Annotated in this window: 25 protein-coding genes and 1 pseudogene; 18 read left to right on the top strand and 8 right to left on the bottom strand. The window is 72.3% G+C overall.

The genetic code is table 11. The annotated features are described in order from the left end of the window. Window positions 1–16 precede the first annotated feature (16 nt). From hisH to ACFVV1_RS17905, 6 genes are all read left to right on the top strand, one after another. Window positions 17–661 carry an imidazole glycerol phosphate synthase subunit HisH gene (gene hisH / locus ACFVV1_RS17930; RefSeq protein WP_389990184.1) on the top strand — a complete coding sequence of 215 codons (645 nt, stop codon included), beginning with the start codon at window positions 17–19 and terminating at the stop codon, window positions 659–661. Continuing rightward, a complete protein-coding gene (gene priA, locus ACFVV1_RS17925) occupies window positions 661–1,386 on the top strand; it encodes a bifunctional 1-(5-phosphoribosyl)-5-((5-phosphoribosylamino)methylideneamino)imidazole-4-carboxamide isomerase/phosphoribosylanthranilate isomerase PriA (protein ID WP_389990143.1) in 726 nt (241 codons plus the stop codon). Before hisH ends, priA begins: the two co-directional genes overlap by 1 nt. Beyond that, window positions 1,383–1,781, top strand: a complete 399-nt coding sequence (locus tag ACFVV1_RS17920) for a RidA family protein (protein ID WP_389990142.1) — start codon at window positions 1,383–1,385, stop codon at window positions 1,779–1,781. The genes priA and ACFVV1_RS17920 overlap by 4 nt, the downstream gene beginning before the upstream one ends. Beyond that, window positions 1,778–2,533, top strand: coding sequence for an imidazole glycerol phosphate synthase subunit HisF (hisF, locus tag ACFVV1_RS17915; protein ID WP_389990141.1), 756 nt, complete (start codon window positions 1,778–1,780; stop codon window positions 2,531–2,533). Before ACFVV1_RS17920 ends, hisF begins: the two co-directional genes overlap by 4 nt. Window positions 2,534–2,703: 170 nt before the next feature. Continuing rightward, window positions 2,704–3,291: an ArsR/SmtB family transcription factor gene (locus ACFVV1_RS17910; protein WP_389990140.1), complete on the top strand. Its 588-nt coding sequence runs from the start codon at window positions 2,704–2,706 to the stop codon at window positions 3,289–3,291. A gap of 26 nt (window positions 3,292–3,317) precedes the next feature. Beyond that, window positions 3,318–4,565 carry an MFS transporter gene (locus ACFVV1_RS17905; protein WP_389990139.1) on the top strand — a complete coding sequence of 416 codons (1,248 nt, stop codon included), beginning with the start codon at window positions 3,318–3,320 and terminating at the stop codon, window positions 4,563–4,565. 52 nt (window positions 4,566–4,617) lie between these two features. Here the strand turns inward: ACFVV1_RS17905 and ACFVV1_RS17900 are convergent, their stop codons facing one another. Beyond that, window positions 4,618–5,250 (bottom strand): TIGR03085 family metal-binding protein, encoded by a 633-nt coding sequence (locus ACFVV1_RS17900; RefSeq protein WP_389990138.1) that lies wholly within the window; start codon window positions 5,248–5,250, stop codon window positions 4,618–4,620. Window positions 5,251–5,334: 84 nt separating this feature from the next. On the opposite strand from ACFVV1_RS17900, the gene hisI reads away from it, so the two are divergent. The 11 genes from hisI to lgt all read left to right on the top strand — a co-directional run bounded on the left by hisI (window position 5,335) and on the right by lgt (window position 14,341). Continuing rightward, entirely contained in the window at window positions 5,335–5,718 is a 384-nt protein-coding gene (gene hisI / locus ACFVV1_RS17895) for a phosphoribosyl-AMP cyclohydrolase (protein WP_389990137.1), read from the top strand. Between the two features lie 11 nt (window positions 5,719–5,729). Beyond that, the gene (locus ACFVV1_RS17890; RefSeq protein ID WP_389990136.1) at window positions 5,730–7,223 is read left to right on the top strand and encodes an anthranilate synthase component I; all 1,494 of its coding nucleotides are present in this window, start codon (window positions 5,730–5,732) and stop codon (window positions 7,221–7,223) included. Window positions 7,224–7,237: 14 nt separating this feature from the next. Next, window positions 7,238–7,897 (top strand): TIGR02234 family membrane protein, encoded by a 660-nt coding sequence (locus ACFVV1_RS17885; protein ID WP_389990135.1) that lies wholly within the window; start codon window positions 7,238–7,240, stop codon window positions 7,895–7,897. A 128-nt stretch (window positions 7,898–8,025) separates the two neighbouring features. Next, a complete protein-coding gene (locus ACFVV1_RS17880; RefSeq protein WP_389990183.1) occupies window positions 8,026–8,274 on the top strand; it encodes an HGxxPAAW family protein in 249 nt (82 codons plus the stop codon). Window positions 8,275–8,353: 79 nt separating this feature from the next. After that, complete coding sequence (locus ACFVV1_RS17875; RefSeq protein ID WP_389990134.1) at window positions 8,354–8,962, top strand: DUF2752 domain-containing protein; 609 nt, start codon at window positions 8,354–8,356, stop codon at window positions 8,960–8,962. Window positions 8,963–9,077: 115 nt separating this feature from the next. Further along, a complete protein-coding gene (gene trpC, locus ACFVV1_RS17870) occupies window positions 9,078–9,887 on the top strand; it encodes an indole-3-glycerol phosphate synthase TrpC (RefSeq protein WP_383976469.1) in 810 nt (269 codons plus the stop codon). Between the two features lie 8 nt (window positions 9,888–9,895). Then, entirely contained in the window at window positions 9,896–10,114 is a 219-nt protein-coding gene (trpM, locus tag ACFVV1_RS17865; protein WP_389990133.1) for a tryptophan biosynthesis modulator TrpM, read from the top strand. 135 nt (window positions 10,115–10,249) lie between these two features. Continuing rightward, window positions 10,250–11,530 (top strand): tryptophan synthase subunit beta, encoded by a 1,281-nt coding sequence (gene trpB, locus ACFVV1_RS17860; RefSeq protein WP_389990132.1) that lies wholly within the window; start codon window positions 10,250–10,252, stop codon window positions 11,528–11,530. Beyond that, a complete protein-coding gene (gene trpA, locus ACFVV1_RS17855) occupies window positions 11,527–12,339 on the top strand; it encodes a tryptophan synthase subunit alpha (RefSeq protein WP_389990131.1) in 813 nt (270 codons plus the stop codon). Before trpB ends, trpA begins: the two co-directional genes overlap by 4 nt. A 74-nt stretch (window positions 12,340–12,413) precedes the next feature. Continuing rightward, window positions 12,414–13,241 (top strand): thioredoxin domain-containing protein, encoded by an 828-nt coding sequence (locus tag ACFVV1_RS17850; protein ID WP_389990130.1) that lies wholly within the window; start codon window positions 12,414–12,416, stop codon window positions 13,239–13,241. A 110-nt stretch (window positions 13,242–13,351) separates the two neighbouring features. Beyond that, window positions 13,352–14,341: a prolipoprotein diacylglyceryl transferase gene (gene lgt, locus ACFVV1_RS17845; RefSeq protein WP_389990129.1), complete on the top strand. Its 990-nt coding sequence runs from the start codon at window positions 13,352–13,354 to the stop codon at window positions 14,339–14,341. Window positions 14,342–14,513: 172 nt separating this feature from the next. Here the strand turns inward: lgt and ACFVV1_RS17840 are convergent, their stop codons facing one another. The 7 genes and pseudogenes from ACFVV1_RS17840 to ACFVV1_RS17810 all read right to left on the bottom strand — a co-directional run. Further along, window positions 14,514–15,326 carry an HpcH/HpaI aldolase/citrate lyase family protein gene (locus tag ACFVV1_RS17840; RefSeq protein ID WP_389990128.1) on the bottom strand — a complete coding sequence of 271 codons (813 nt, stop codon included), beginning with the start codon at window positions 15,324–15,326 and terminating at the stop codon, window positions 14,514–14,516. Beyond that, complete coding sequence (locus ACFVV1_RS17835) at window positions 15,323–16,522, bottom strand: CaiB/BaiF CoA transferase family protein (protein WP_389990127.1); 1,200 nt, start codon at window positions 16,520–16,522, stop codon at window positions 15,323–15,325. The genes ACFVV1_RS17840 and ACFVV1_RS17835 overlap by 4 nt, the downstream gene beginning before the upstream one ends. Next, window positions 16,519–17,403, bottom strand: coding sequence for a ribokinase (rbsK, locus tag ACFVV1_RS17830; RefSeq protein ID WP_389990126.1), 885 nt, complete (start codon window positions 17,401–17,403; stop codon window positions 16,519–16,521). The genes ACFVV1_RS17835 and rbsK overlap by 4 nt, the downstream gene beginning before the upstream one ends. Beyond that, a complete protein-coding gene (locus ACFVV1_RS17825; protein ID WP_389990125.1) occupies window positions 17,400–18,770 on the bottom strand; it encodes an ADP-ribosylglycohydrolase family protein in 1,371 nt (456 codons plus the stop codon). Before ACFVV1_RS17825 ends, rbsK begins: the two co-directional genes overlap by 4 nt. Then, window positions 18,767–19,954 (bottom strand): ADP-ribosylglycohydrolase family protein, encoded by a 1,188-nt coding sequence (locus tag ACFVV1_RS17820; protein ID WP_389990124.1) that lies wholly within the window; start codon window positions 19,952–19,954, stop codon window positions 18,767–18,769. The genes ACFVV1_RS17825 and ACFVV1_RS17820 overlap by 4 nt, the downstream gene beginning before the upstream one ends. Continuing rightward, window positions 19,896–21,074, bottom strand: a complete 1,179-nt coding sequence (locus tag ACFVV1_RS17815; RefSeq protein ID WP_389990182.1) for an ADP-ribosylglycohydrolase family protein — start codon at window positions 21,072–21,074, stop codon at window positions 19,896–19,898. The genes ACFVV1_RS17820 and ACFVV1_RS17815 overlap by 59 nt, the downstream gene beginning before the upstream one ends. Window positions 21,075–21,326: 252 nt before the next feature. Then, window positions 21,327–22,436 (bottom strand): annotated as a pseudogene (locus ACFVV1_RS17810) (ADP-ribosylglycohydrolase family protein); the annotation flags it as partial. Window positions 22,437–22,698: 262 nt separating this feature from the next. Here ACFVV1_RS17810 and ACFVV1_RS17805 point away from each other — a divergent pair. Beyond that, window positions 22,699–23,433 (top strand): VIT1/CCC1 transporter family protein, encoded by a 735-nt coding sequence (locus ACFVV1_RS17805; RefSeq protein WP_389990123.1) that lies wholly within the window; start codon window positions 22,699–22,701, stop codon window positions 23,431–23,433. The last annotated feature ends 107 nt before the right edge of the window (window positions 23,434–23,540 follow it).

The raw sequence follows: 23,540 nt of genomic DNA, 5'->3' as shown, positions 1-23,540 counted from the left end.
CCAGAAGAACGACCGGATGACGAGCGGCAAGAAGAAGGTCGTCGTCTTCGACTACGGCTTCGGCAACGTCCGCTCCGCCGAGCGGGCCCTCGCCCACGTCGGCGCGGACGTCGAGATCACCCGCGACTACGAGAAGGCGATGAACGCCGACGGGCTGCTGGTGCCCGGCGTCGGCGCGTTCTCCGCCTGCATGGAGGGGCTGAAGAAGGCCCGCGGCGAATGGATCATCGGCCGCAGGCTGGCCGGCGGCCGCCCCGTCATGGGCATCTGCGTCGGTATGCAGATCCTCTTCGAGCGCGGCATCGAGCACGGCGTGGAGACGGAGGGGCTGGACGAATGGCCCGGTACCGTCGCCCCGCTGAAGGCCCCGATCGTCCCGCACATGGGCTGGAACACCGTGCGGTCCCCCGAGGACTCCCAGCTCTTCGCAGGTCTCGACCCCGAGGCCCGGTTCTACTTCGTGCACTCCTACGCCGTGCACGACTGGAGCCTGGAGGTCACCAACGCCAAGATCCGCGCGCCCCGGGTCACCTGGGCCACCCACGGCGAGCCGTTCGTCGCGGCCGTGGAGAACGGCGCCCTGTGGGCCACCCAGTTCCACCCCGAGAAGTCCGGCGATGCCGGCGCCCAGCTGCTGACCAACTGGATCGAGACGCTGTAATGCCGAAGCTTGAACTCCTCCCCGCCGTCGACGTCCGCGACGGCCAGGCCGTTCGCCTCGTCCACGGCGAGTCCGGCTCCGAGACCTCCTACGGCGACCCGCTGCAGGCCGCTCTCGCCTGGCAGCAGGCAGGCGCCGAATGGCTGCATCTCGTCGACCTGGACGCCGCGTTCGGCACCGGTGACAACCGGGCGCAGATCGCCGAGGTCGCCCGCTCCATGGACATCAAGGTCGAGCTCTCCGGCGGCATCCGCGACGACGCCTCGCTGGCCGCCGCCCTCGCCACCGGCTGCACCCGGGTCAACCTCGGCACCGCCGCCCTGGAGACCCCTCAGTGGGTCGCCAAGATCATCGCCGAGCACGGTGACAAGATCGCCGTCGGCCTCGACGTCCGCGGCACGACGCTGCGCGGCCGCGGCTGGACCCGCGACGGCGGCGACCTCTACGAGACGCTCGCCCGCCTCGACTCCGAGGGCTGCGCCCGTTACGTCGTCACCGACATCGCCAAGGACGGCACGCTCCAGGGCCCCAACCTGGAGCTCCTGAAGAACGTCTGCGCCGCCACCGACAAGCCCGTCGTCGCCTCGGGCGGCGTCTCCTCGCTGGACGACCTGCGGGCCATCGCCTCGCTCGTCCCGGAGGGCGTCGAGGGCGCGATCGTCGGCAAGGCGCTGTACGCGAAGGCGTTCACCCTCGAAGAAGCGCTGCAGGTGGTCTCCGGATGAGCGACTCCGTCAACCGCATCTCCTCCGGCGCCCCCTGGGAGGACAAGTTCGGCTACTCCCGCGCGGTCGAGCTGCCGAACGGCCTCGTCCTGGTCGCCGGCTGCACGTCGGTGGAGAACGGGCAGATCTCCGCGGGCGGCCCCTACGAGCAGACCGTCACCTCCTTCAAGGTCGCCTTCGACGCGCTGAAGCAGCTCGGTCTGGGCCGCGAGGACGTCGTCCGCACCCGGATGTACGTCACGCACGCCCGGGACGTGGACGAGGTCGGCCGCGCCCACAAGGAGCTCTTCGACGATGTCCGCCCCGCGGCGTCGATGATCATCGTGTCCGGTTTCGTGGACCCGAGCCTGGTCGTCGAGGTCGAGGTCGAGGCCTACCGGGCAGGTGTGCGATGACTCTCGCGGTACGCGTCATCCCGTGCCTGGACGTCGACAAGGGCCGGGTCGTCAAGGGCGTCAACTTCCAGAACCTGCGCGATGCGGGCGACCCCGTCGAGATGGCGAAGCTGTACGACGCCGAGGGCGCCGACGAGCTGACCTTCCTGGACATCACCGCGTCCAGCGGCGACCGGGAGACCACCTACGACGTGGTGCGCCGCACCGCCGAGCAGGTCTTCATCCCGCTCACCGTCGGCGGTGGCGTACGCACCGCCGACGACGTCGACAAGCTGCTGCGGGCCGGCGCGGACAAGGTCGGCGTCAACACCGCGGCCATCGCCCGCCCCGACCTCATCCGGGAGATCGCCGAGCGCTTCGGCCGCCAGGTCCTGGTGCTCTCCGTGGACGCCCGGCGCACCCCCGCGGGCACCTTCGAGGTCACCACGCACGGCGGCCGCAAGGGCACCGGCATCGACGCCGTCGAGTGGGCGCACCGGGCCGCCGAGCTGGGCGCGGGCGAGATCCTGCTCAACTCCATGGACGCCGACGGCACCAAGGACGGCTACGACACCGAGATGATCGCGGCGGTACGGCAGCACGTGACCGTCCCCGTCATCGCCTCCGGCGGCGCGGGCCGGCTCGCGGACTTCGCGCCGGCCATCGCGGCGGGGGCCGACGCGGTGCTCGCCGCGTCCGTCTTCCACTTCGGCGATCTGCGGATCTCCGAGGTCAAGGGCGCTCTCAGGGAGGCCGGACACCCGGTCCGCTGACCGCGGCACTCATCGATCGCCGGACGGAGCCGTTTTTCGGCCCCGTCCGGCGATCGCCGTTCCGGGGCCCGCTCCTTTCCGACCGCGGCGACAACGCCATCCGGAACTCCGCAACTTTTATTGCGCAAGAAAGATTGCGCAACTTTCCTTTTCTATCTACGGTGAAGGGCATGGCAAGCAATGAATCGCGCCGGATCTCGGATCTGGAGACCCTGAAGGCGTTCGGGCACCCCCTGCGGATGAAGCTCTACCGGGCCCTCTACATCTCCCGTAAGGCCACCGCCTCCCAGCTCGCCGAGCAGGTCGACGAGGCGGTCTCGCTGGTCAGCTACCACCTGCGCAAACTCGCCGACCACGGTCTGATCGAAGAGGCCGAGCAGCAGGGCGCGGACGGGCGGGAGCGCTGGTGGCAGCCCGCCTCGAAGAGGCTGAACCTGCACAACGAGGACTTCAACGACGCGCCCGAGAAGGTCGCGACGCATGCCGCTGTCGGCCGGCTCGTGTTCGACCAGCACGTCGAGCTGTACCGCCGCTACATCGACTCGGCCCAGAGCTGGCCACTGAAGTGGCGCAGCGCCGCCTCCGGCTCCGAGTACCTGGCCCGGCTCACCGCCGAGGAGCTCACCGCGCTCAGCCGTGAGATGCACGAGCTGATCGACCGGTACGAGGAGCGGGGCCGCGCCCGCGATGAGGCAGGAGACACGGAAGACCGCGAGAACGTCGCCCTGCACCTGTACGCATTCCCGTTCCGCAGCTGAGCCGACGCCCCGAGAGGACCCCCCTCATGACCGTCACCGCCACGGCCACGAAATCTCCCGAACGACCCGCACACCGCGACGGCAACGTGCTGCGCTGGCTCGGTGCCTACGCCGCGTCGATGATCGGCGACAGCGTCTACTACATGGCGCTCGCCTGGGCCGCCGCCCGCACCGGCAACGCCTCCCAGACCGGACTCGTCCTCGCCGTCGGCTCCATACCCCGGGCCGTGCTGTTACTCGGTGGGGGAGTGCTCGCCGACCGGCTCGGCCCGCGCCGCGTCGTCATCGGCAGCGACGCCGCCCGTTGCCTGGTCGTCCTGGGCCTGGCGGGCGCGCTGCTGTTCACCTCGCCCGCTCTGTGGATGCTGATCGCCGTCGGTCTGGTCTTCGGTGTGGTCGACGCACTGTTCCTGCCCGCCGTCGGTGCACTGCCGCCCCGGATCACCGCCGCCGGACAGCTGGCCCGCGTCCAGGGACTGCGCGGACTCGCCTCCCGTGCCGCCAACGTCGTCGGGGCCCCGCTCGGCGGTGTCGCGGTGGCCGTCGGCGGCCCGAGGCTCGCGTTCGCCGCGGCCGGGCTGCTCTTCGCCGTATCACTGCCGCTGCTGCTGTCCCTGCGGATCAGCCCACTGCCCGCCCAGCAGGAGAGCACCGAACCGTCCGGCAACGCCTGGCACGAACTGGCCGACGGGTTGCGGCACATCCGCCGCCACCCGGTGCTCGGACCGCTGATGCTCGCCGTCGCCCTCAGCGAACTGGGCTTCACCGGACCGCTCAACCTCGGACTGATCCTGCTCGCCCGCGAGCGCGACTGGGGCGCCTCCGGGATGGGCTGGATCGTCGCCGCGTTCGGGATCGGCGCCGGTGCGTCGGCCCTGGTGCTTGCCGTGCGGGGCCGGGTGCCGCGAGCCGGGCTCGTGATGTGCCTGACGGTGCTGATCGGCGCTGTCGCCATAGGAGCCCTGGCGTACGTCCCCTCGGTGGGCCTCGCCGCCTTCGTCGCCGTCTGCATCGGTCTCTTCGCCGGCCTCGGCGGCTCCTTGTGCGGCGCCCTGATGCAGACCGTCACCGACCCCGCCTACCTGGGGCGGGTCACCTCGGTCTCGACGCTCTTCACCCACGCGATCGCCCCGCTCAGCTTCCCGGTCACGGGAGTGGCCGTCGCGGCCTGGGGGACGGGCCCGGTCTTCGTCGCCAGTGCCGCGGTGGCCGCGACGGGGGCGGTGGCCGCGCTGGCCTTCACCCGGCTGCGCCGCGCGGAACTCCCCCGCTGACCCGGACCCGTACGCCTCGGGGCCCGTCCGACCCCGATCCGCCGGACAGGCCCTACATCCCCAGCTCCGCCGTGTGCAGCCGGGCCACCGCCTCCTGGTCGCCCGCCAGCTCCACCGTCGCCGCGTCCTGCCGGCCGAACGCGAAGAGCAGCAGCTCGCCCGGCTCGCCGGTGACCGTCACCACCGGGGTGCCCTTGTGCGCCACCGCCGTCTGGCCGTCGGGGCGGCGCAGCACCAGCCCCACCGGGGACTTGCGGCCCAGCAGCCGGGCCGTCCTCTCGGCGCGCGACCAGAGCACGTCGGCGAAGACCGGGTCCAGCTCCCGCCGCGACCAGTCCGGCTGGGCCCGGCGGACATCCTCCGTGTGGATGTAGAACTCGACGGTGTTGGCGGCCTCGTCGATCTGCTTCAGACCGAACGGAGACATCCGTGGCGGCCCGGTGCGGATCAGCTGGATCAGTTCCTCGTACGGTTTCGCCGTGTACTCCTCCTGCACCCGTTCGAGTCGGTTTCTCAGCAGTCCCAGCACCAACCCGCCCGCCGCGTCCGGCCGACGCTCCCGGACCACCACATGGGCGGCCAGGTCCCGGGTCGTCCAGCCGTGGCACAGGGTCGGGGCTTCCGGTCCCGCCGCCTCCAAAAGGTCGGCGAGCAGAAGTCGTTCACGCTTCGCATGGGTCGACATGGTCGCCAGCGTACGACCGTCGCACGCGGTCCGCCCAGTGGACGCAACCCCGAACCGCTCCCGCGCCCACGGCACAATGGGCGCATGACCAGCGCGCCCACGCCCAGCTCCCCGCCGCCGTCCGGCAACCTCGACCCGGCCATCGCCGCCCGCCTCAAGCGCGGCGCCGACGGCCTCGTCCCGGCCATCGCCCAGCAGTACGACACCGGCGAAGTGCTGATGCTCGGCTGGATGGACGACGAGGCACTGCACCGCACCCTCACCACCGGCCGCTGCACCTACTGGTCCCGCAGCCGTCAGGAGTACTGGGTCAAGGGCGACACATCGGGCCACATCCAGCAGGTCAAGTCCGTCGCCCTCGACTGCGACGCCGACACCGTCCTCGTCAAGGTCGACCAGACGGGTGCCGCCTGCCACACCGGCGACCGCACCTGCTTCGACGCCGACGTCCTCCCGCTCGCGCAGTAGGGTCAGCCGCCATGGATCTCGATACCTTCCGCAAACTGGCCGTCGACCGGCGCGTCATCCCCGTCAGCCGCCGCCTCCTCGCGGACGGCGACACCCCGGTCGGGCTCTACCGCAAACTCGCGGGCGAGCGCACCGGCACCTTCCTCCTCGAATCCGCCGAGAACGGCCGCACCTGGTCGCGCTACTCCTTCATCGGGGTACGCAGCGCCGCCACCCTCACCGCACGCGACGGGCAGGCCCACTGGCTGGGCACCCCGCCCGTCGGCGTCCCCGTCGACGGCGACCCGCTGCGGGTCCTGCGCGCCACCATCGAGACCCTGCACACCCCGCACGACCTGGTCGTCGACGACGGACTGCCCCCGTTCACGGGCGGCATGGTCGGCTACCTGGGCTACGACATCGTGCGCCGCCTGGAGAAGATCGGCGACAGCGTCGAGGACGACCTCCACGTTCCCGAGCTGACGATGCTGCTCACCTCGGACCTGGCCGTGCTCGACCACTGGGACGGCAGCGTCCTGTTGATCGCCAACGCGATCAACCACAACGACCTCGCGACCGGCGTCGACGAGGCGTACGCGGACGCCGTCGCCCGTCTCGACGCCATGGAGCAGGACCTCTCCCGCCCGGTCGAGAACGCCCCCGCCACCCTCCCGCCGTCCGAGCTCCCCCCGTACACCGCACTGTGGGGCGGCGAGGCGTACCAGGACGCCGTCGAGGACGTGAAGGAACGCATCAGGGCCGGCGAGGCCTTCCAGGTCGTCCCCTCCCAGCGCTTCGAAACCCCGTGCACGGCAAGCGCGTTGGACGTCTACCGGGTGCTGCGCGCCACCAACCCGTCGCCGTACATGTACCTCTTCCGCTTCGACGGCTTCGACGTCGCCGGCTCCAGCCCGGAAGCCCTCGTCAAGGTCGAGGACGGCCGCGCCATGGTCCACCCGATCGCCGGTACCAGGCACCGTGGTGCCACCCCGCAGGAGGACCAGGCCCTCGCCGAGGAACTCCTCGCCGACCCCAAGGAACGCGCCGAGCACCTGATGCTCGTCGACCTCGGCCGCAACGACCTGGGGCGGGTCTGCGAACCCGGCACCGTCGAGGTCGTCGACTTCATGTCGATCGAGCGGTACTCGCACGTCATGCACATCGTCTCCACCGTCACCGGCCGCGTCGCCGAGGGCCGCACCGCCTTCGACGTCCTCACCGCGTGCTTCCCCGCGGGCACCCTCTCCGGCGCCCCCAAGCCCCGCGCGATGCAGATCATCGAGGAGCTCGAACCGACCCGCCGCGGACTGTACGGGGGCTGCGTCGGCTACCTCGACTTCGCCGGGGACTCCGACACCGCCATCGCCATCCGTACCGCCCTGCTCCGCGACGGCACGGCGTACGTCCAGGCCGGAGCGGGTGTCGTCGCCGACTCCGACCCGGTGGCCGAGGACACCGAGTGCCGCAACAAGGCCGCGGCCGTGCTCCGGGCGGTGCATACGGCCAACCGGCTCCACGGCGCCTGAGGCGGTAAGGGATAGTGGAGTACGTGAGTGCTGTCCCCGTACCCCAGCCCCGTGCCCGAGCGGCCACCGCGCCCGACGCGACGGGAAGCCGCCGCAGCCTGGCCGCCGGCCTGCTCCTCGGGGCGGCCGGCGCCACCGTCGTCCTCCTCGCCTCCGGCCAGACGTGGGCCGAGGGCCGGGCGGCCGTCGGCGGCGGCTCCCTGCCGCTGACCGCCGACGGCCAGGACGTCACCGGCCTCCCGGCGGCCCTCGCCATAGTCGGCCTGGCCGCCCTCGTCGCCGTCTTCGCCGTCCGCAGCGGCGGGCGGCTGATCGTCGCCGGACTCCTCGCCCTCAGCGGCCTCGGTGCCGGACTGAGCGCCTACCTCGGCGCCTCCGACAGCGCCGCACTCGACGAGAAGGCCGCCCAGACCACCGGTGACGCCTCGGCGACCATCGAGGCCCTCAGCCACACCGCGTGGCCCTACGTCACCGCGGCCGGCGGCCTGCTGATCCTCCTCGCCGGACTGCTCGCCCTGCGGTACGGGAAGCTCTGGCCCACCATGTCGGGACGGTACGAACGGGACGGCACTCCCCGTCCCCGCAAGACCGCCCGCACCGCCCCGGACCCCGACCGGCCGGAGGACCTGTGGAAGGCCCTGGACCGCGGCGAGGACCCGACGCGCGAGGCATGACCCCCCAGCTCACGTCCTATCCGCACGTACGGGACAATGACGTCGAGCTTTCTACACAGCGGCACCAACAGCGGCACCAGCTTTGCGTACAGCGATACCAACAGCGCATCACCAACAAGGAGCAACTCATGGCGGGCAGCAACCACGGACACACCCCGGCCGCCTGGACCGGTGTCATCATCTCCTTCATCGGCTTCTGCGCCGCAGGCGTCTTCATGGTCGCGGCGAACCTGGTCGGCTTCTGGGCCAGTATCGCCGTCATCCTCCTCGGCGGGGTCGTCGGCCTCGCGATGAAGGTCGCGGGCCTCGGCATGCCGAAGGAGTCGGCGGAGATGGCCGAGGCCAGGGCGCGGGCCGGACAGGCCCAGATCTCCTGACCCACGCAGCACGCGTACGAATCGCGAGGCGCAGCCCGGCCCGGCTGCGCCTTTCCGCATCAGCGGGGACAATCACCGAGTGGACGCAACGCCTACTCCAGCCGCCGCATCCCGGGCGCCGGGCTCCCTGCCCGCCCCGGGCCACCCGCCGACGCCACCGACGTCCGGACAGCCACCGACGCCCGGACAGCAGCTACCGCGCTCCGGACAGCCGCCGACGCCCGGACAGCAGCCGCCACCGACGTCCGGTCACCCGTACCCGCCGGTCTTCCCGCCGGCCCCCGTCCCCGCCTCGCGCGTCCGGCGGCTCGCCACCCCGGTGGGAGTGATGGCCGTCGTCATCGGCGCCTTCGGCTACGTCGGTGCCGTCGACCCCAATGAGCCGGGCCACTACCCGGTCTGCCCGCTGCTCCGGTTCACCGGCCTGTACTGCCCGGGCTGCGGCGGGCTGCGCAGCGCGCACGCCGTCGCGCACGGCGACATCGCCGCCGCCCTCGGCTCCAACGCGCTCGCCGTCGTCGGCTACGGGATCTTCGCCGTCCTCTGGGTGGTCTGGATGTCCCGCACCGCCCGGGGACGGCCCATGAGCATCGCCGCGAAGCCCGTCGTCTGGTGGGGGATCGGGGCGGTGCTGCTGACTTTCTCGGTCGTCCGAAACCTGCCGTTCGGCTCGGCGCTGGCGCCTTGAATGCCCAGGTACTGGGACATTCGCCCACTGGATTCGAGCCCTCCGGCCTCCTGCGGATAGCATTGACATGGCTGATCCTGTTCCCTCATCACCGTCCCGGAAGGGGGCCGCTCGCGTGAGTGTGCTCGACGAGATCATCGACGGCGTACGCGCCGACCTCGCAGAGCGGCAGGCGCGTGTAAGCCTCGACGAGCTGAAGGAACGCGCGGCGCGCGCTCCGGCGGCGAAGGACGGAGTCGCCGCCCTGCGCGGCGAGGGCGTGACCGTCATCTGCGAGGTCAAGCGCTCAAGTCCCTCCAAGGGGGCCCTTGCCGCGATCGCCGACCCGGCCGCGCTCGCCGCGGACTACGAGGCGGGCGGCGCGTCCGTCATCTCGGTCCTCACCGAGGAGCGCCGCTTCGGCGGTTCGCTCGCCGACCTGGAGGCCGTCCGCGCCAAGGTCGACATCCCGGTCCTGCGCAAGGACTTCATCGTCACCTCGTACCAGCTCTGGGAGGCCCGCGCCTACGGCGCCGACCTCGCCCTGCTGATCGTCGCCGCCCTCGACCAGGAGGCCCTGGTCTCCCTGATCGAGCGCGCCGAGTCCATCGGCCTGACGCCGCTGGTCGAGGCGCACGACGAGGAGGAGGCGGAGCGCGCCGTGGACGCCGGGGCGAAAATCATCGGCGTCAACGCGCGCAACCTGAAGGACCTCAAGGTCGACCGCTCCACCTTCGAGCGCGTCGCCCCCGAGATCCCGGACCACATCGTCAAGGTCGCCGAGTCCGGCGTCCGCGGTCCGCACGACCTGATCGCGTACGCCAACGCGGGTGCCGACGCGGTGCTCGTGGGCGAATCCCTGGTCACCGGCCGCGACCCGCGGGCCGCCGTCGCCGACCTGGTCGCCGCGGGCGCCCACCCGGCACTCCGGCACGGACGGAGCTGACCGCAACCGTGTCCGCCCACCGTCCCGCGCCCCGTGTCCGGCCGGGCCTGCGCCCCGCCGGTACGACGGCCGCCCGGGATCCGCACGCGCCGCTGGCGCGCGGCTGCCGCCCCCGCGGCTGCCGCGCCCCGGCCCGACGTGTGCACGGCAGGCGCGTGCGTTACGTGATCGGCGACGAGCCCGGCCAGGTCAACGGCATGCGATGGCGCACAGGGTCCGCGCTGTAGCGAGCCCCGGCCGACGTACCCGCACCACTCCTGCCGTACGTACGACCGCACCGCCCGACCGCCCCGGTCGCGGCGGCGCTCCGCTCACGGCGCATACGGTGAACCCACCCATTGCAATGTCGAGGAGCACGTCGGATGTCATCTGACTTCTTCATCCCGGACCCGGAGGGTCTGATCCCCAGCGCCGAGGGGTACTTCGGTGCGTTCGGCGGCAAGTTCATCCCGGAGGCGCTCGTCGCCGCCGTGGACGAGGTCGCCGTCGAGTACGACAAGGCCAAGGCCGACCCCGGTTTCGCCGCCGAGCTCAACGAGCTCATGGTCAACTACACCGGCCGCCCCAGCGCGCTGACCGAGGTCCCGCGCTTCGCCGAGCACGCGGGCGGCGCCCGGATCTTCCTCAAGCGCGAGGACCTGAACCACACCGGCTCACACAAGATCAACAACGTGCTGGGCCAGGCGCTGCTCACCCGGCGCATGGGCAAGACCCGGGTCATCGCCGAGACCGGCGCCGGCCAGCACGGCGTCGCCACCGCCACCGCCTGCGCGCTCTTCGGCCTCGAATGCACCATCTACATGGGTGAGATCGACACCGAGCGCCAGGCGCTGAACGTGGCGCGGATGCGGATGCTCGGTGCCGAGGTCATCGCCGTGAAGTCCGGCTCCAGGACCCTGAAGGACGCCATCAACGAGGCGTTCCGCGACTGGGTCGCCAATGTGGACCACACGCACTACCTCTTCGGCACCGTCGCGGGACCGCACCCCTTCCCCGTCATGGTCCGCGACTTCCACCGCGTCATCGGCGTCGAGGCCCGCCGCCAGATCCTGGAGCGGACCGGCCGGCTGCCGGACGCCGCGATCGCCTGTGTCGGCGGCGGCTCCAACGCCATCGGGCTCTTCCACGCCTTCATCCCGGACGCCCGCGTCCGGCTGATCGGCTGCGAGCCCGCCGGACACGGAGTGGAGACCGGCGAGCACGCGGCGACCCTGACCGCGGGCGAGCCCGGCATCCTGCACGGCTCGCGCAGCTACGTCCTCCAGGACGACGAGGGCCAGATCACCGAGCCGTACTCCATCTCGGCCGGTCTCGACTACCCGGGCATCGGCCCGGAGCACGCGTACCTCAAGGACATCGGCCGCGGCGAGTACCGCGCGGTCACCGACGACGCCGCCATGCAGTCGCTGCGCCTCCTCTCCCGCACCGAAGGGATCATTCCGGCCATCGAGAGCGCCCACGCGCTGGCCGGAGCCCTGGAAGTCGGCAAGGAGCTCGGCAAGGACGGACTGCTCGTGGTCAATCTGTCCGGCCGCGGCGACAAGGACATGGACACGGCGGCCCGCTACTTCGGGCTGTACGGCGAGACCGACGGAACCGTCGAGGCCGATGTGGCCGACGGGGAAGAGGAGATCACCAAGTGAGCGGCAACGTGGAGTTGTTGAGCTCCTCCCTCGCGACGGCGAAGGCGGAGAACAGGGCCGCGCTCATCGCGTACCTCCCGGCCGGCTTCCCGACCGTCGACGGCGCGATCGCCGCCGTGAAGGCGGTCGTGGCGGGCGGTGCGGACATCGTCGAGGTGGGGCTGCCGCACAGCGACCCGGTGCTCGACGGTCCGGTCATCCAGACCGCCGACGACATCGCCCTGCGCGGCGGCGTGAAGATCGCCGACGTGATGCGTACGGTCCGCGAGGCGTACGAGGCGACCGGGGTCCCGATCCTCGTCATGACGTACTGGAACCCGATCGACCGGTACGGCGTCGAGCGCTTCACGGCCGAGCTCGCCGAGGCGGGCGGCGCCGGGTGCATCCTGCCCGACCTGCCGGTCCAGGAGTCCGAGCTGTGGCGCGAGCACGCCGACAAGCACGGTCTCGCGACCGTCTTCGTCGTCGCGCCGAGCAGCAAGGACGAGCGCCTCGCCACCATCACCGCGGCCGGCTCCGGCTTCGTCTACGCGGCTTCGCTGATGGGCGTCACCGGCACCCGTGAGTCCGTCGGCGAGCAGGCCCAGGACCTGGTGGCGCGCACCCGCGCCACCACGTCCCTCCCGGTCTGCGTCGGCCTCGGCGTCTCCAACGCCCGACAGGCCGCCGAGGTCGCGGGCTTCGCCGACGGGGTGATCGTCGGATCCGCCTTCGTCAAGGGCATGCTCGACGCCGCTGACGAGGAGGCGGGCCTGGCCGCGGTCCGCTCCTTGGCGGGCGAACTCGCCGAAGGCGTTCGAAAGCGCTGAATCGGGTGTAACCCAAACGGGTGGACCTGGACCGGGGAGGCACGCACGTGCCTCCCCGGTTCGTTGCTGCGGGTGTGAGTGAGAAGAACGAACAGGGAAAAAGGGCCGCGCGAGACCGGCTCGTCCAGCAGCGAGAGCGCGAGAAGGCGCGTGAGCGCCGCAGGCGCACGCTGATCGTCAGCAGCGCCGTGGTGGGTGTGCTGGGCCTGGCCACGGTCGTCGGCGTGATCGCCGCGAACACGAACGGCAAGGGCGGCAAGGGCAAGACGGCGGGCCCCGTCGTCGCCCCGTCCGGCGCGACCGGCAAGGACAGCCTCGCCATCCGGGTCGGCGCGGACAATGCCCCGTCCACGCTCACCATCTGGGAGGACTTCCGCTGTCCGGTCTGCGCCCAGTTCGAGAACGCGTTCCGGGACACCGCCCACCAGCTGGAGACCAGTGGACAGGTCAAGATCGAGTACCACCTCGCCACGCTCATCGACGGCAATCTCGGCGGCAGCGGCTCGCTGCGGGCGGCCAACGCGGCGGCCTGCGCACAGAACGTCGGCAAGTTTTCCGCGTATCACGACGTCCTGTACCGCAACCAGCCGCCGGAGACCGACGACGCCTTCGGTGACAACGCCAAGCTGATCGAGCTCTCCAAGAAGGTCCCGGGGCTCGACACCTCCGCCTTCCGTAGCTGTGTGGAGGACGGCAAGCACGACAGCTGGGTCCAGAAGTCCAACACGGCGTTCCGGAACGGCGGATTCCAGGGCACGCCGGCCGCGCTGCTCAACGGAGAGCCGATCTTCCCGAAGAAGGGGAACGAACCGATCACCTCGGCGAACCTGAAGAAGTGGGTCGCCGAGGCCAACAAGGGCAAGAAGCCGGGCACGGTCACCCCGGCTCCGTCGGGCTCCTGACCGGTGTCCGGCAGGGGGAAACGCAGGGGGACGGATGACCTGCCCGTTACCCAGACGTTGCCGGGTGGGTTGCCGTACGCCCCACCCGGCAGGGTAGCGTCGACCCTGCCATGGACCTTGCCTACATTCCCAGTCCGTCGACCGGCGTGATCGATCTCGGCCCGATCCCGCTCCGCGGCTACGCGTTCTGCATCATCATCGGTGTCTTCGTCGCCGTCTGGTTCGGCAACAAGCGCTGGATCGCCAGAGGCGGCAGAGCCGGCACTGTCGCCGACATCGCCGTCTGGGCCGTGCCCTTCGGTCTTGTCGGTGGTCGGCTCTACCACGTCATCACCGACTACCAGCTGTACTTCAGCGAGGGTGAGGACTGGGTCGACGCCTTCAAGATCTGGCAGGGCGGCCTCGGCATCTGGGGTGCGATCGCCCTCGGCGCCGTCGGTGCCTGGATCGGCTGCCGTCGGCGCGGGATCCCGCTGCCGGCCTGGGCCGACGCGCTCGCCCCGGGGATCGCCCTGGCCCAGGCCTGCGGCCGCTGGGGCAACTGGTTCAACCAGGAGCTGTACGGCAAGCCGACCGATGTGCCGTGGGCGCTGAAGATCAGCGAGGGCCCCAACCGGGTCGCCGGCACGTACCACCCGACGTTCCTGTACGAGTCGCTGTGGTGCATCGGTGTCGCCCTGCTGGTGATCTGGGCGGACCGCCGCTTCAGGCTCGGACACGGCCGGGCGTTCGCGCTGTACGTCGCCGCGTACTGCGCGGGACGGGGCTGGATCGAGTACATGCGGGTCGACGAGGCCCACCACATCCTGGGCGTACGCCTCAATGTGTGGACCGCGGGGATCGTGTTCGTGCTGGCGGTGCTGTACATGGTGATCTCGGCGAAGGTACGGCCGGGACGCGAGGAGATCGTGGAGCCGGACGCGGTGGACGCCGGAGGCGTCGAGGACGCGGGTGACGCCGAGGACGCGAGTGACGCCGAAGGCGTCGATGCCGCGAAGGACGGCGTCGCGAAGGACGGCGACGCCAGCGACGCGGACGGTACCGCGAAGGCGACGGAGAAGAACGGCGCTCCGGCCGCGGAGGCGGCGAAGAACGGCTGAGCCGTTGTGCTGTACGTGGTGGGGCCCGAACCATCTGGTTCGGGCCCCACACGTGTACTCGATCGCCGGGCGGGCTTGATTTTGCGACCGACGGTGCGAGGCCACGATCAAGCCCGTCCGGCGATTCGATAGAGGTCAAGACGGCCGGCCGGACCGCCCGCACAGGCCCCCGTCACCCCGCCCGAGCGGCCAGCGCGAGCGTGCGACGGGCCGAGGCCACTACCGCCGCGTCGACGAACCGGCCGTCCGGGAGGGCAAGCGCGCCCTCGTCCGTCGCGGCCGCCTCCACGATCTCCGTCGCCGCCTCGACCTCCTGAGCCGTGGGGCGGAACGCCCGTTCGATGACCGGGAGCTGGCGGGGATGGATCGCCGCCCGCCCCAGGAAACCCAGCGCCCGGCCCCGCGCGCAGGACGCCGCCAGGCCGTCCAGGTCCCGTACGTCAGGGAACACCGACTGGGTGGGCGGCGCCAGTCCGGCCGCGCGGGCTGCGACCACGACCCGGCTGCGCGACCAGTCGAGCCCGGCATCGTCCCGTACCCCCAGATCGGCCCGGAGGTCCGCCTCGCCCAGGGCGATGGAGCGCACCTGGGGATGGGCGGCGGCGACCGTGTACGCGTGCTCGATGCCGAGCGCCGATTCCAGCAGCGGACAGAGCGCGACCCCCGGTGCCACGGCCGCGATGTGATGGACGGACGCCGCGTGTGTGATCTTGGGCAGCCGGAGTTCGGCGAGGCCCGGCAGTCCGGCCAGGGCGAGGATGTCCGCCTCGGTGTGGACCCGGACGTGGACCGGCACGGCCGTGTCCTCGGCAGGCTCGGACAGGAGCTCGGCGGTGGCCGATCGCGCGTACTCCTTGCGGTCCGGCGCGACCGCGTCCTCCAGATCGACGATCACCACGTCCGCGCCCGCGTCGCGCGCCTTGCGCACCACCTCCGGCCGGTCGCCGGGGACGTACAGCAAGGTGAGGGGGACCGCCGCCGTCACAGCACATGCTCCGCCCGCAGCGCGGCGATCTCCGGAGCCGACAGGCCCAGACCGGTGAGGATCTCGTCGGTGTCCGCGCCGTGCGGCCGGCCCGCCCAGCGGATCGCACCCGGCGTCCCGGAGAGACGGAACAGGACGTTCTGCATCCTCAGCGGTCCCAGCTCCGGGTCGTCGACCTCGGTGATGGAGCCGAGGGCCCGGTACTGCGGGTCCGCCATCACGTCCTGGATGTCGTGGATCGGCGCGATCGCCGCCTCCGCCTTCTCGAACGCGGACACCGCCTCCTCACGGGTGTGCCGGGCGATCCAGTTGCCGACCGCCTCGTCGAGCTCGTCGGCGTGCTCCGCGCGGGTGGTGCCGGAGCCGAACCAGGGTTCGTCGATCAGTCCGGGCCGGCCGACCAGACGCATCACCCGCTCGGCGATCGACTGCGCGGAGGTGGAGACCGCGACCCAGTGCCCGTCCGAGGTGCGGTACGTGTTGCGCGGCGCGTTGTTGCGGGAGCGGTTGCCGGTGCGCGGCTGTACGTAGCCGAGCTGGTCGTACCAGACGGGCTGCGGCCCCAGCACGGTCAGGATCGGCTCGATGATCGCCATGTCGACGATCTGCCCCTCCCCGGTCCGGTCGCGTCCGGCGAGCGCGGCCATCACGGCGTACGCGGTGGCCAGCGCCGCGATCGAGTCGGCGAGCCCGAACGGCGGGAGCGTGGGCGGCCCGTCCGGCTCCCCGGTGATCGCGGCGAACCCGCTCATCGCCTCGGCCAGGGTGCCGAAGCCGGGACGGTGCGCGTACGGGCCGAACTGGCCGAAGCCGGTGACCCTGGCCAGCACCAGCCGCGGGTTGACGGCGTGCAGCTCCTGCCAGCCGAGGCCCCAGCGCTCCAGCGTTCCGGGCCGGAAGTTCTCGATGATCACATCGGTTCCGGCGGCCAGCCGGAGCAGGATGTCGCGTCCGCCGGGGCTGGACAGGTCGAGGGTCAGATTGCGCTTGTTGCGGCCGAGCAGCTTCCACCACAGGCCGATGCCGTCCTTCGTCGGGCCGTGCCCGCGCGACGGATCGGGCCTGTGTGGATGCTCGACCTTGATCACCTCGGCGCCGAAGTCGCCGAGCATGGTGGCGGAGAGCGGGCCGGCGAAGAGCGTCGCGAGGTCGATGACCCGCAGTCCGGTCAGAGGTGCCTGCGCGGGCGCGTTCATGCGGCGTCGATCTCGCTGCGGTACGGCATGGAGGTCGAGGCGCCCGGCCGCTGCACGCAGAGCGCGGCGGCGGACGACGCCCAGGCCAGTGACTCGGGTACGGGCCGTCGCTCGCCGAGCGCCACGGCGAGTGTGCCGACGAAGGTGTCCCCGGCCCCGGTGGTGTCGACGGCGGTGACCTCGGGTGCGGGGAAGAGAACGGGTTCGCCGCCCCGGGCCGCGTACAGGCAGCCCTTCGAGCCGAGCGTGATGACGACCGCCGGGACCTGGCCGAGCAGGATCTGCGCTGCCGCGCCGGGGTCCGCGGAGCCGGAGAGCGCGGCTGCCTCGTGCTCGTTGGGGATCAGCACATCGACGCAGTCGAGGAGTTCGGACGGCAGGGGCTGTACGGGGGACGGGGTGAGGATGGTCCGTACGCCCTGGGCGTGGGCGACTCGCGCGCCCTCCAGTACGGCGGACAGCGGCAGCTCCAGCTGGAGGAGCAGCAGATCGGCTCCGGCGATGGCGGCCATTTCGCCGGGGCCGAGTCCGGTGACGGTGCCGTTGGCGCCGGGGACCACCACGATGGAGTTGGAGCCCGTGTCGTCGACGACGATGTGCGCGGTGCCGCTGGGGCCCTCGGCGGTGTGCAGCAGATCGGTGTCGACGCCCGCGTGCTCCAGGCTGGACCGCAGCAGGGTGCCGTACGCGTCGTCGCCGACCGCGCCGATCATCGTCACATCGGCGCCCGCGCGTGCGGCGGCGACGGCCTGGTTGGCGCCCTTGCCGCCGGGGATGGTGCGCAGCTCCCGTCCGGTGACGGTCTCGCCGCGCTCCGGGGCCCGTGCGACGTATGCGACGAGGTCCAGATTGGTGCTGCCGAGCACCGCGATGGCGGTCATGGGCGGAGTACCTCCTTGTGGGTGAGCCGGTGGGTCTGTTCGGCGAGGGTGTCGAAGCCGATGGCGTCGAAACCCGGGACGGATGTGGCGAGGCGGTTCTTCAGCGGGGCGGTCCAGCGGTCGGGCAGCGCGTCGGGGCTCCCGGCCAGCAGACCGGCGAGCGAACCGGCGGTCGCACCGTTGGAGTCGGTGTCCCAGCCGCCCGACACCGCACGGCAGATGGAGTCGGAGAAGTCGCCGTCGGCGTGGGTGAGGGCGGCCGCGAGCAGCGCGGCGTTGGGCAGCACATGGACCCAGTGGTGGCCGCCGTACTCGGCGTGCAGCCGGTCGACGGCCGCGTCGAAGCCGTCGCCGCGGGCCGCCCCGACGCCGAAACGCACCGCGTGCGCGAACCGGGAACGCGGCGGTACGACACGCAGCCCGGCCGCCAGACAGCCGTGCACATCTCTCTCGCCGCCGGCCGCCTCGGCGAGCATCGCGGCGGTGAACATCGCCCCGTACACCCCGTTGGCGGTATGGGTGAGGACGGCGTCCCGATGCGCCTGTTCCGCCGCGGCCGACGGGTCGCCCGGATGCGTCCAGCCGTGCACATCGGCCCGGATCTGCGCGCCGATCCACTCCCGGAACGGATTGTGGTACCTGGCGGTGTGCGGAGGCTCGATGCCGTCGAGCAGATTGCGGTACGCGACCCGCTCGGCGGTGAACGTCCGGCCGGCCGGGAGTTCGTCGAGCCAGAGGCGGGCGAGGTCGCCGGTGGTGAAGGACGGTCCGTACCGCTGGAGCAACAGCACGGTGAGCAGTGGGTGGTTGAGGTCGTCGTCCTCCGGCATGCCGTCGATGTTCTCGGCCAGGGAGGTGGCCGCGGAACGGCGGTTCCAGGGGTAGGTGGCAGCGAGTTCGGCGGGCAGCCCCCTGGCCGTGAACCACGTGGTCAGTGGCCAGTTTCCGGTGGCGCGGGCCAGTGCACGGATGCCGGCGAGCGGCAGTTTCTCGACGGGTTTGCCGAGCAGGCAGCCGGCGGCCCGGCCCAGCCAGGCGGCGTGCAGCCGGTCCTGACTCACCGGCGGCGGCTCCGTGCGCGGGGCGGGCCAGTCGGGGCAGGCGGCGCGGATGGCAACCAGCTCCGTCGGCTCGTCGGCCTCCAACGGCGATTCCAGCAGAGCGAGTTCATCCAGCAGCCGCTCCGCGAGCGCACGCAGCTCCGGTGCCGGAGCAGTCGACGCGCCCGCGCGCTCCGGGGCGGGGGCGCCGCCTGCCTCGTACCACCGGCGTGCGACGGCCCGTGCGTCCCGTCCGTCCTCGGCCGCCTGGCGCAGCTCGTGCCCGACCAGGTCCTCGGGCTGCACCCACGTCACCCGTACCGTCATGGCGTGCCCGCCAGCGCGGCGAACGCCGACTCGTGCGCGCGGCGTCGGGCCGTGTCCCGTACGAACACCTCGCGGGCGACGTCCGCCAGGGTCCGCGCGGGCGCGTGCAGATCGAGCCGGCTGGCCCCGGCGACCGTTTTCACCCAGGTGGCGGGGATCGCCCGCTCGCCGTGGAGCGCGCCCGCGAGGGCGCCGCTCATCGTGGCGATCGAGTCGCAGTCCCGGCCGTAGTTGACCGAGCCGAGGACCGTGTGCCGGTAGTCGCCGTCCGCGACGAGCAGCATGCCGAGCGCGATCGGGAGTTCCTCGATGGCATGCAGCCGGGACGGCCGGCGAGCGCCGAGCGAGGGGGAGCGGTAGTCGGGGCCGACGGTGTCGAAGGGAGCGACGGCGGTACGCAGCGGGGCCAGCGCCGACTCGAAGTCCCCGTACCGGGCGGCTACCTCGCATACCGCCTCGATGGCGGACCGGGTGCCGTCCTTGGCGAGCGAGAGGCAGGTGTCGACGACGGCGGCGGGCGTCGCGCCCGGGGCGCAGGCCGCGGCGACGGCCGCCGCGAAGACTCCGGCCGCCTCCCTGCCGTACGAGGACTGATGGGCGCCGGCGACATCCAGCGCCTCGGCGTACGCGGCGTGCGGGTGCGCGGCGTTGACCAGGCCGACCGGCGCCATGTACATCGCCGCACCGCAGTTGACGATGTTTCCGGAGCCCGCCTCGCGCGGATCGACATGGCCGTAGTGCAGCCGTGCGACGATCCACTTCTCGGCGAGGAAGATCCGCTGGAGCGGCAGTGCGTCCGCCTCCAGCTCCGGGATCCAGCGGGGGGTGGAGATCAGTTCGGGCACCAGGTGGTCGGCGACCGCGTACGCGTCGAGGTGGTCGCGCACCGCCCCGTACACCCGTACCAGCGCATGGGTCATCAAGGTGTCGTCGGTGACGTGTCCGTCGCCCTTGTGGTACGGGGCGATGGGGCGGGCCGTACGCCAGTCGTCGCCGTCCCACGGGCCGACGATGCCGCTGATCCGCCCGCCGTGGCGGGCCGTGATCTGCTCCGGGGACCGGCCCTCCACCGGACCGCCGAGCGCGTCGCCGACCGCGGCGCCGACGAGCGCTCCCGTGATCCGTTCATCGAGTGTGAGTGCCGTGGTCCTCGCCTCGGACCGCATGGGCATGGTGGATGTCATGTCCGGATTGTCCACCCGTGGGCTTCGGTTCCGTGTCTGCCAGCAGCCCGGCGAGTTCGATGAGATCGGTCCCCGCGAGACGGGGCAGCGCACACCCGGCCAGGGTGCGGCAGGCCTCGCGCCAGCCGTTCGGGACGGCGCCGATGCCGCCGAGCGCACCGGTCAGCGCACCGGCCAGGGCGGGCGCCGAGTCGGCCACCCGGGACAGGCACGCCGCCGCGGGAACGGCCTGGGCGATCTGCCCGCGCGCCGCCGTGGCGAGGGCGAGGGCGACCGGGACGGTCTCGGCGGCGGCGATCCCGTAGCTGTAGACGTGGTCGACGATCTGATGCTCCAGCACCGGTACGAGGGCGAACGCGCCCGCTGCCTCGCCGACGAAGTCACGGGCGATCCGGACGGCGTGGGCGGCGTTGCGGGCGATCTCCGTGCCGTCGGGGAGCTGGGCGAGCGCGGCGTTCACCGCGGTGTCCACGTCCGCGCCGCCCAGCGCCTCGGCGATCGCGGCCGCCATCGCCCGCGCGCCGTGCACACCGTCGCCGTCCTGCGTGTAGCGGGCGTCGAACTCGGCGAGGTCGGCGGCGGCGGTGGGGTCGGCGGGGTGGACGACGGCGAGAACGGCGGCCCGTACGCAGGCCGCGTCGTCGAAGTAGTGCGGGTTGTCGTGGCCGGTGGCGGGCGGGCGCAATCCGGCGGCGAGATTGCCGAGCCCGGCCCGTACCGAGATCCGGGCGCGCAGCGGGAGCACCGCGGACTCGACCTCGGGGGCCCGGGCGGCGGCCGCGGCGACCTCGGCCGCCAGCGCGTTCCAGGCGACATCGATGGCGGCCCGCATCCGGCGTTCGGAGGACAGCCCGTGCAGCGGACCGGCCGCCGAGGTGAGCACGGTCCCGGCGGCGAACGCCGCCCATTCGGCGTCGTCGGAGGGCCCGAGCCGCAGGGGTTCGGGCGGCTGGTTGAGCGCGATGGGCACGGGCAGCGTGGTGGTGGCGTTCTGCTCGGCGAAGGTGTCGAGCTCCCGGGTGAGGCGCCGGGTCCACTCGGGCATCCGGGTGGCCCGGTGCCGCGCGGCCGGCCATCCGGCGGCGTCCCCGGCGGCGAGCCCGAGCAACAGCCCCTCGATCCGGGCCCGGCGCCCGGGCGCCGGACGGGTGCGGAGACGGGCGGCGAGGGAGACGGGGGAGACGGGCGCACGGAGGGCGTTGTCCGGGGCCGGGACCGCGTCCGTACGGTCCGGGACCGCGTCCGTACGCGGGTGGTTCCGGTCCGGGGCCTCGTCGTCGGAGACGGGCGGGGCGCCGGGCGACACGTACACGGAACCGGTGTCGCGCGTCGGGGCGCCGTCCGGCGTACGGGCTTCGCCCCCTGCCCCCGCGCCTGCCCCCGCGTACGCCTCGTCCGGGTCGTCCGGGGTGAGCAACTCCGCGATGTCCAGGACGTGGTAGCCCCGCATCGACGGCAGACAGCTGCCCCGGACCGGGCCGATCGCCTCCCCCCAGTGCCGCGGAATCGCGGACGCCCCGTGCAGGGCGCCGGCCAGGGCTCCCGCCACCGCGGCCGTGGTGTCCGCGTCGCGGCCCATGTTGACCGCGGTCAGCACCGCCGTACGGAAGTCGCCGCGTGCCGCCGCGAACGCGCCGAACGCCAGGCCGACCGCCTCCGGCGCCAGATCCGTCCACGGGTAGCCGCCGACCACCACCGCGGAACGCACCGCGCGCTCCATGGTGAGCCGGTCGGGGTACGTGCGCTGCGCGGCCGCCACCGCGCGCCGCAGCGAGCGCGCCGTCCAGGAGTCCATGGGAACGACGGACAGCGCGGCGGCGATCACCGACGCGAGCCCGGCCCCCACCATTGCGGCGGCCACCCCGGCCGCCACCGCCTGGCCGCCGTAGATGCCCTCCCCGTCATGGCTGACCCGCCCGTCCACCGCGACCAGACGCGCCGCCTCGTACGGCCGGCCCGCCGCGAAGACACCGAACGGCGCCGCTCTTATCGCCAGGCCGTCGCTCCAGGCATGCCGGTGCTGGGCGGAGATCGGGGCGGCGAGGCCCCGGCGCAGATTCTCCAGCGTGCCCCGCTCACTGAACCCGGCGCCACGGAACGGCCCCTCGTCCAGATCGGCGATCCACAGATGCCAGGCCCGCTCGACATGGGTGACGGTCAGCGCCGAACCGTGCCGGGCGAGCAGCAGCCCGGAGAAGATCGCGTACTCCGTGTCGTCCGTGCCCGCGGGGTCGTCGCTCACGAAGCCCTCGATCCGGCCCCAGCGGCGGCGGATCTCGGACGGCCGCAGGTTCTCCGCCGGTGCGCCCAGCGCGTCACCGACCGCGAGACCGAGCAGGGAACCCCTGGCCCGGTCGCCCAGGTTCCCCCGCGCACCCGCGCCCCGGTCCGCGCCGCCCCCTGCCGCCGCCGGTGCGCCGTGCCGTGCCGCCGCCGTGCCGCCGGTCCGCGGTTCTGCCGGACTTCCTGCAATCGACTCCATCGCGTCGACCCTTCGCTCACACCGAGCCAGTTCTCGTACGCTCGATCTGTGCCACGCGGAGCCCCGACAGAGGCCGATAATCGCAACAAAAGGGCCAGTTGGATGACGGCTCGGCGTAGGCAAGGCAGGCCGTACTCACCTGGTCACTGGGGCAGGTAAGTACGGCCTGCCTTGCTGGCGGGGGCCCCTTTTCGTGCGTACTTTCGACGGTGTTGAGCGGGGGCGGAGCGCGTGAAACCCGCTGCCGGAGAAGGGGAGAGCTGTGTCCATCATCGAGACCGACGCCGTACTGCACGAGGCGCACCGCGACAACCACACCCACCGCGATGTGAACGGCGGCTGGCTGCGCCCTGCGGTGTTCGGTGCCATGGACGGGCTGGTCTCCAACCTCGCGCTGATGACCGGCGTCGCGGGTGGTGCCGTCTCCCAGCAGACGATCGTGATCACCGGTCTGGCGGGCCTGGCCGCCGGTGCGTTCTCCATGGCGGCCGGCGAATACACCTCCGTCGCCTCGCAGCGTGAACTCGTCGAGGCCGAACTCGACGTCGAACGGCGCGAGTTGCGCAAGCACCCCAAGGACGAGGAGCGGGAGCTCGCCGCGCTCTACGAATCCCGTGGCGTCGAGCCCGGCCTCGCCCGCGAGGTCGCACGGCAGCTCTCGCGCGACCCGGAGCAGGCCCTGGAGATCCACGCCCGCGAGGAGCTCGGCATCGACCCGGGCGATCTGCCCTCGCCGCTCGTCGCCGCCGTGTCCTCGTTCGGCGCGTTCGCGCTGGGCGCCCTGCTGCCCGTACTCCCGTACCTGCTCGGCGCGAGTGTGCTGTGGCCGGCCGTGCTGCTCGCACTGGTCGGGCTGTTCGCCTGCGGTGCGGTGGTCGCCAGGGTGACGGCGCGCAGCTGGCTGTACAGCGGGCTGCGGCAGCTGGTGCTCGGCGGCGCCGCCGCGGCGATCACCTACGGTCTCGGCACGCTGTTCGGTGTGGCCGTCGGGAGCTGACGCCCCGCCCGGCAAGCTTTGCCCCTCGCGGGGAGCATGACATCGAGCCCGTCCGGCCGAAGGCTTCGGCCTCGAACTCCGGACGGGCTTCGTTCCGGCAACGCGTC

The sequence above is a fragment of the Streptomyces sp. NPDC058092 genome (assembly GCF_042884935.1).
Classification (GTDB): Bacteria; Actinomycetota; Actinomycetes; order Streptomycetales; family Streptomycetaceae; genus Streptomyces.
Note: the sequence above shows the minus strand (reverse complement) of the source record. Positions and strands in the feature narration are given on the sequence as shown.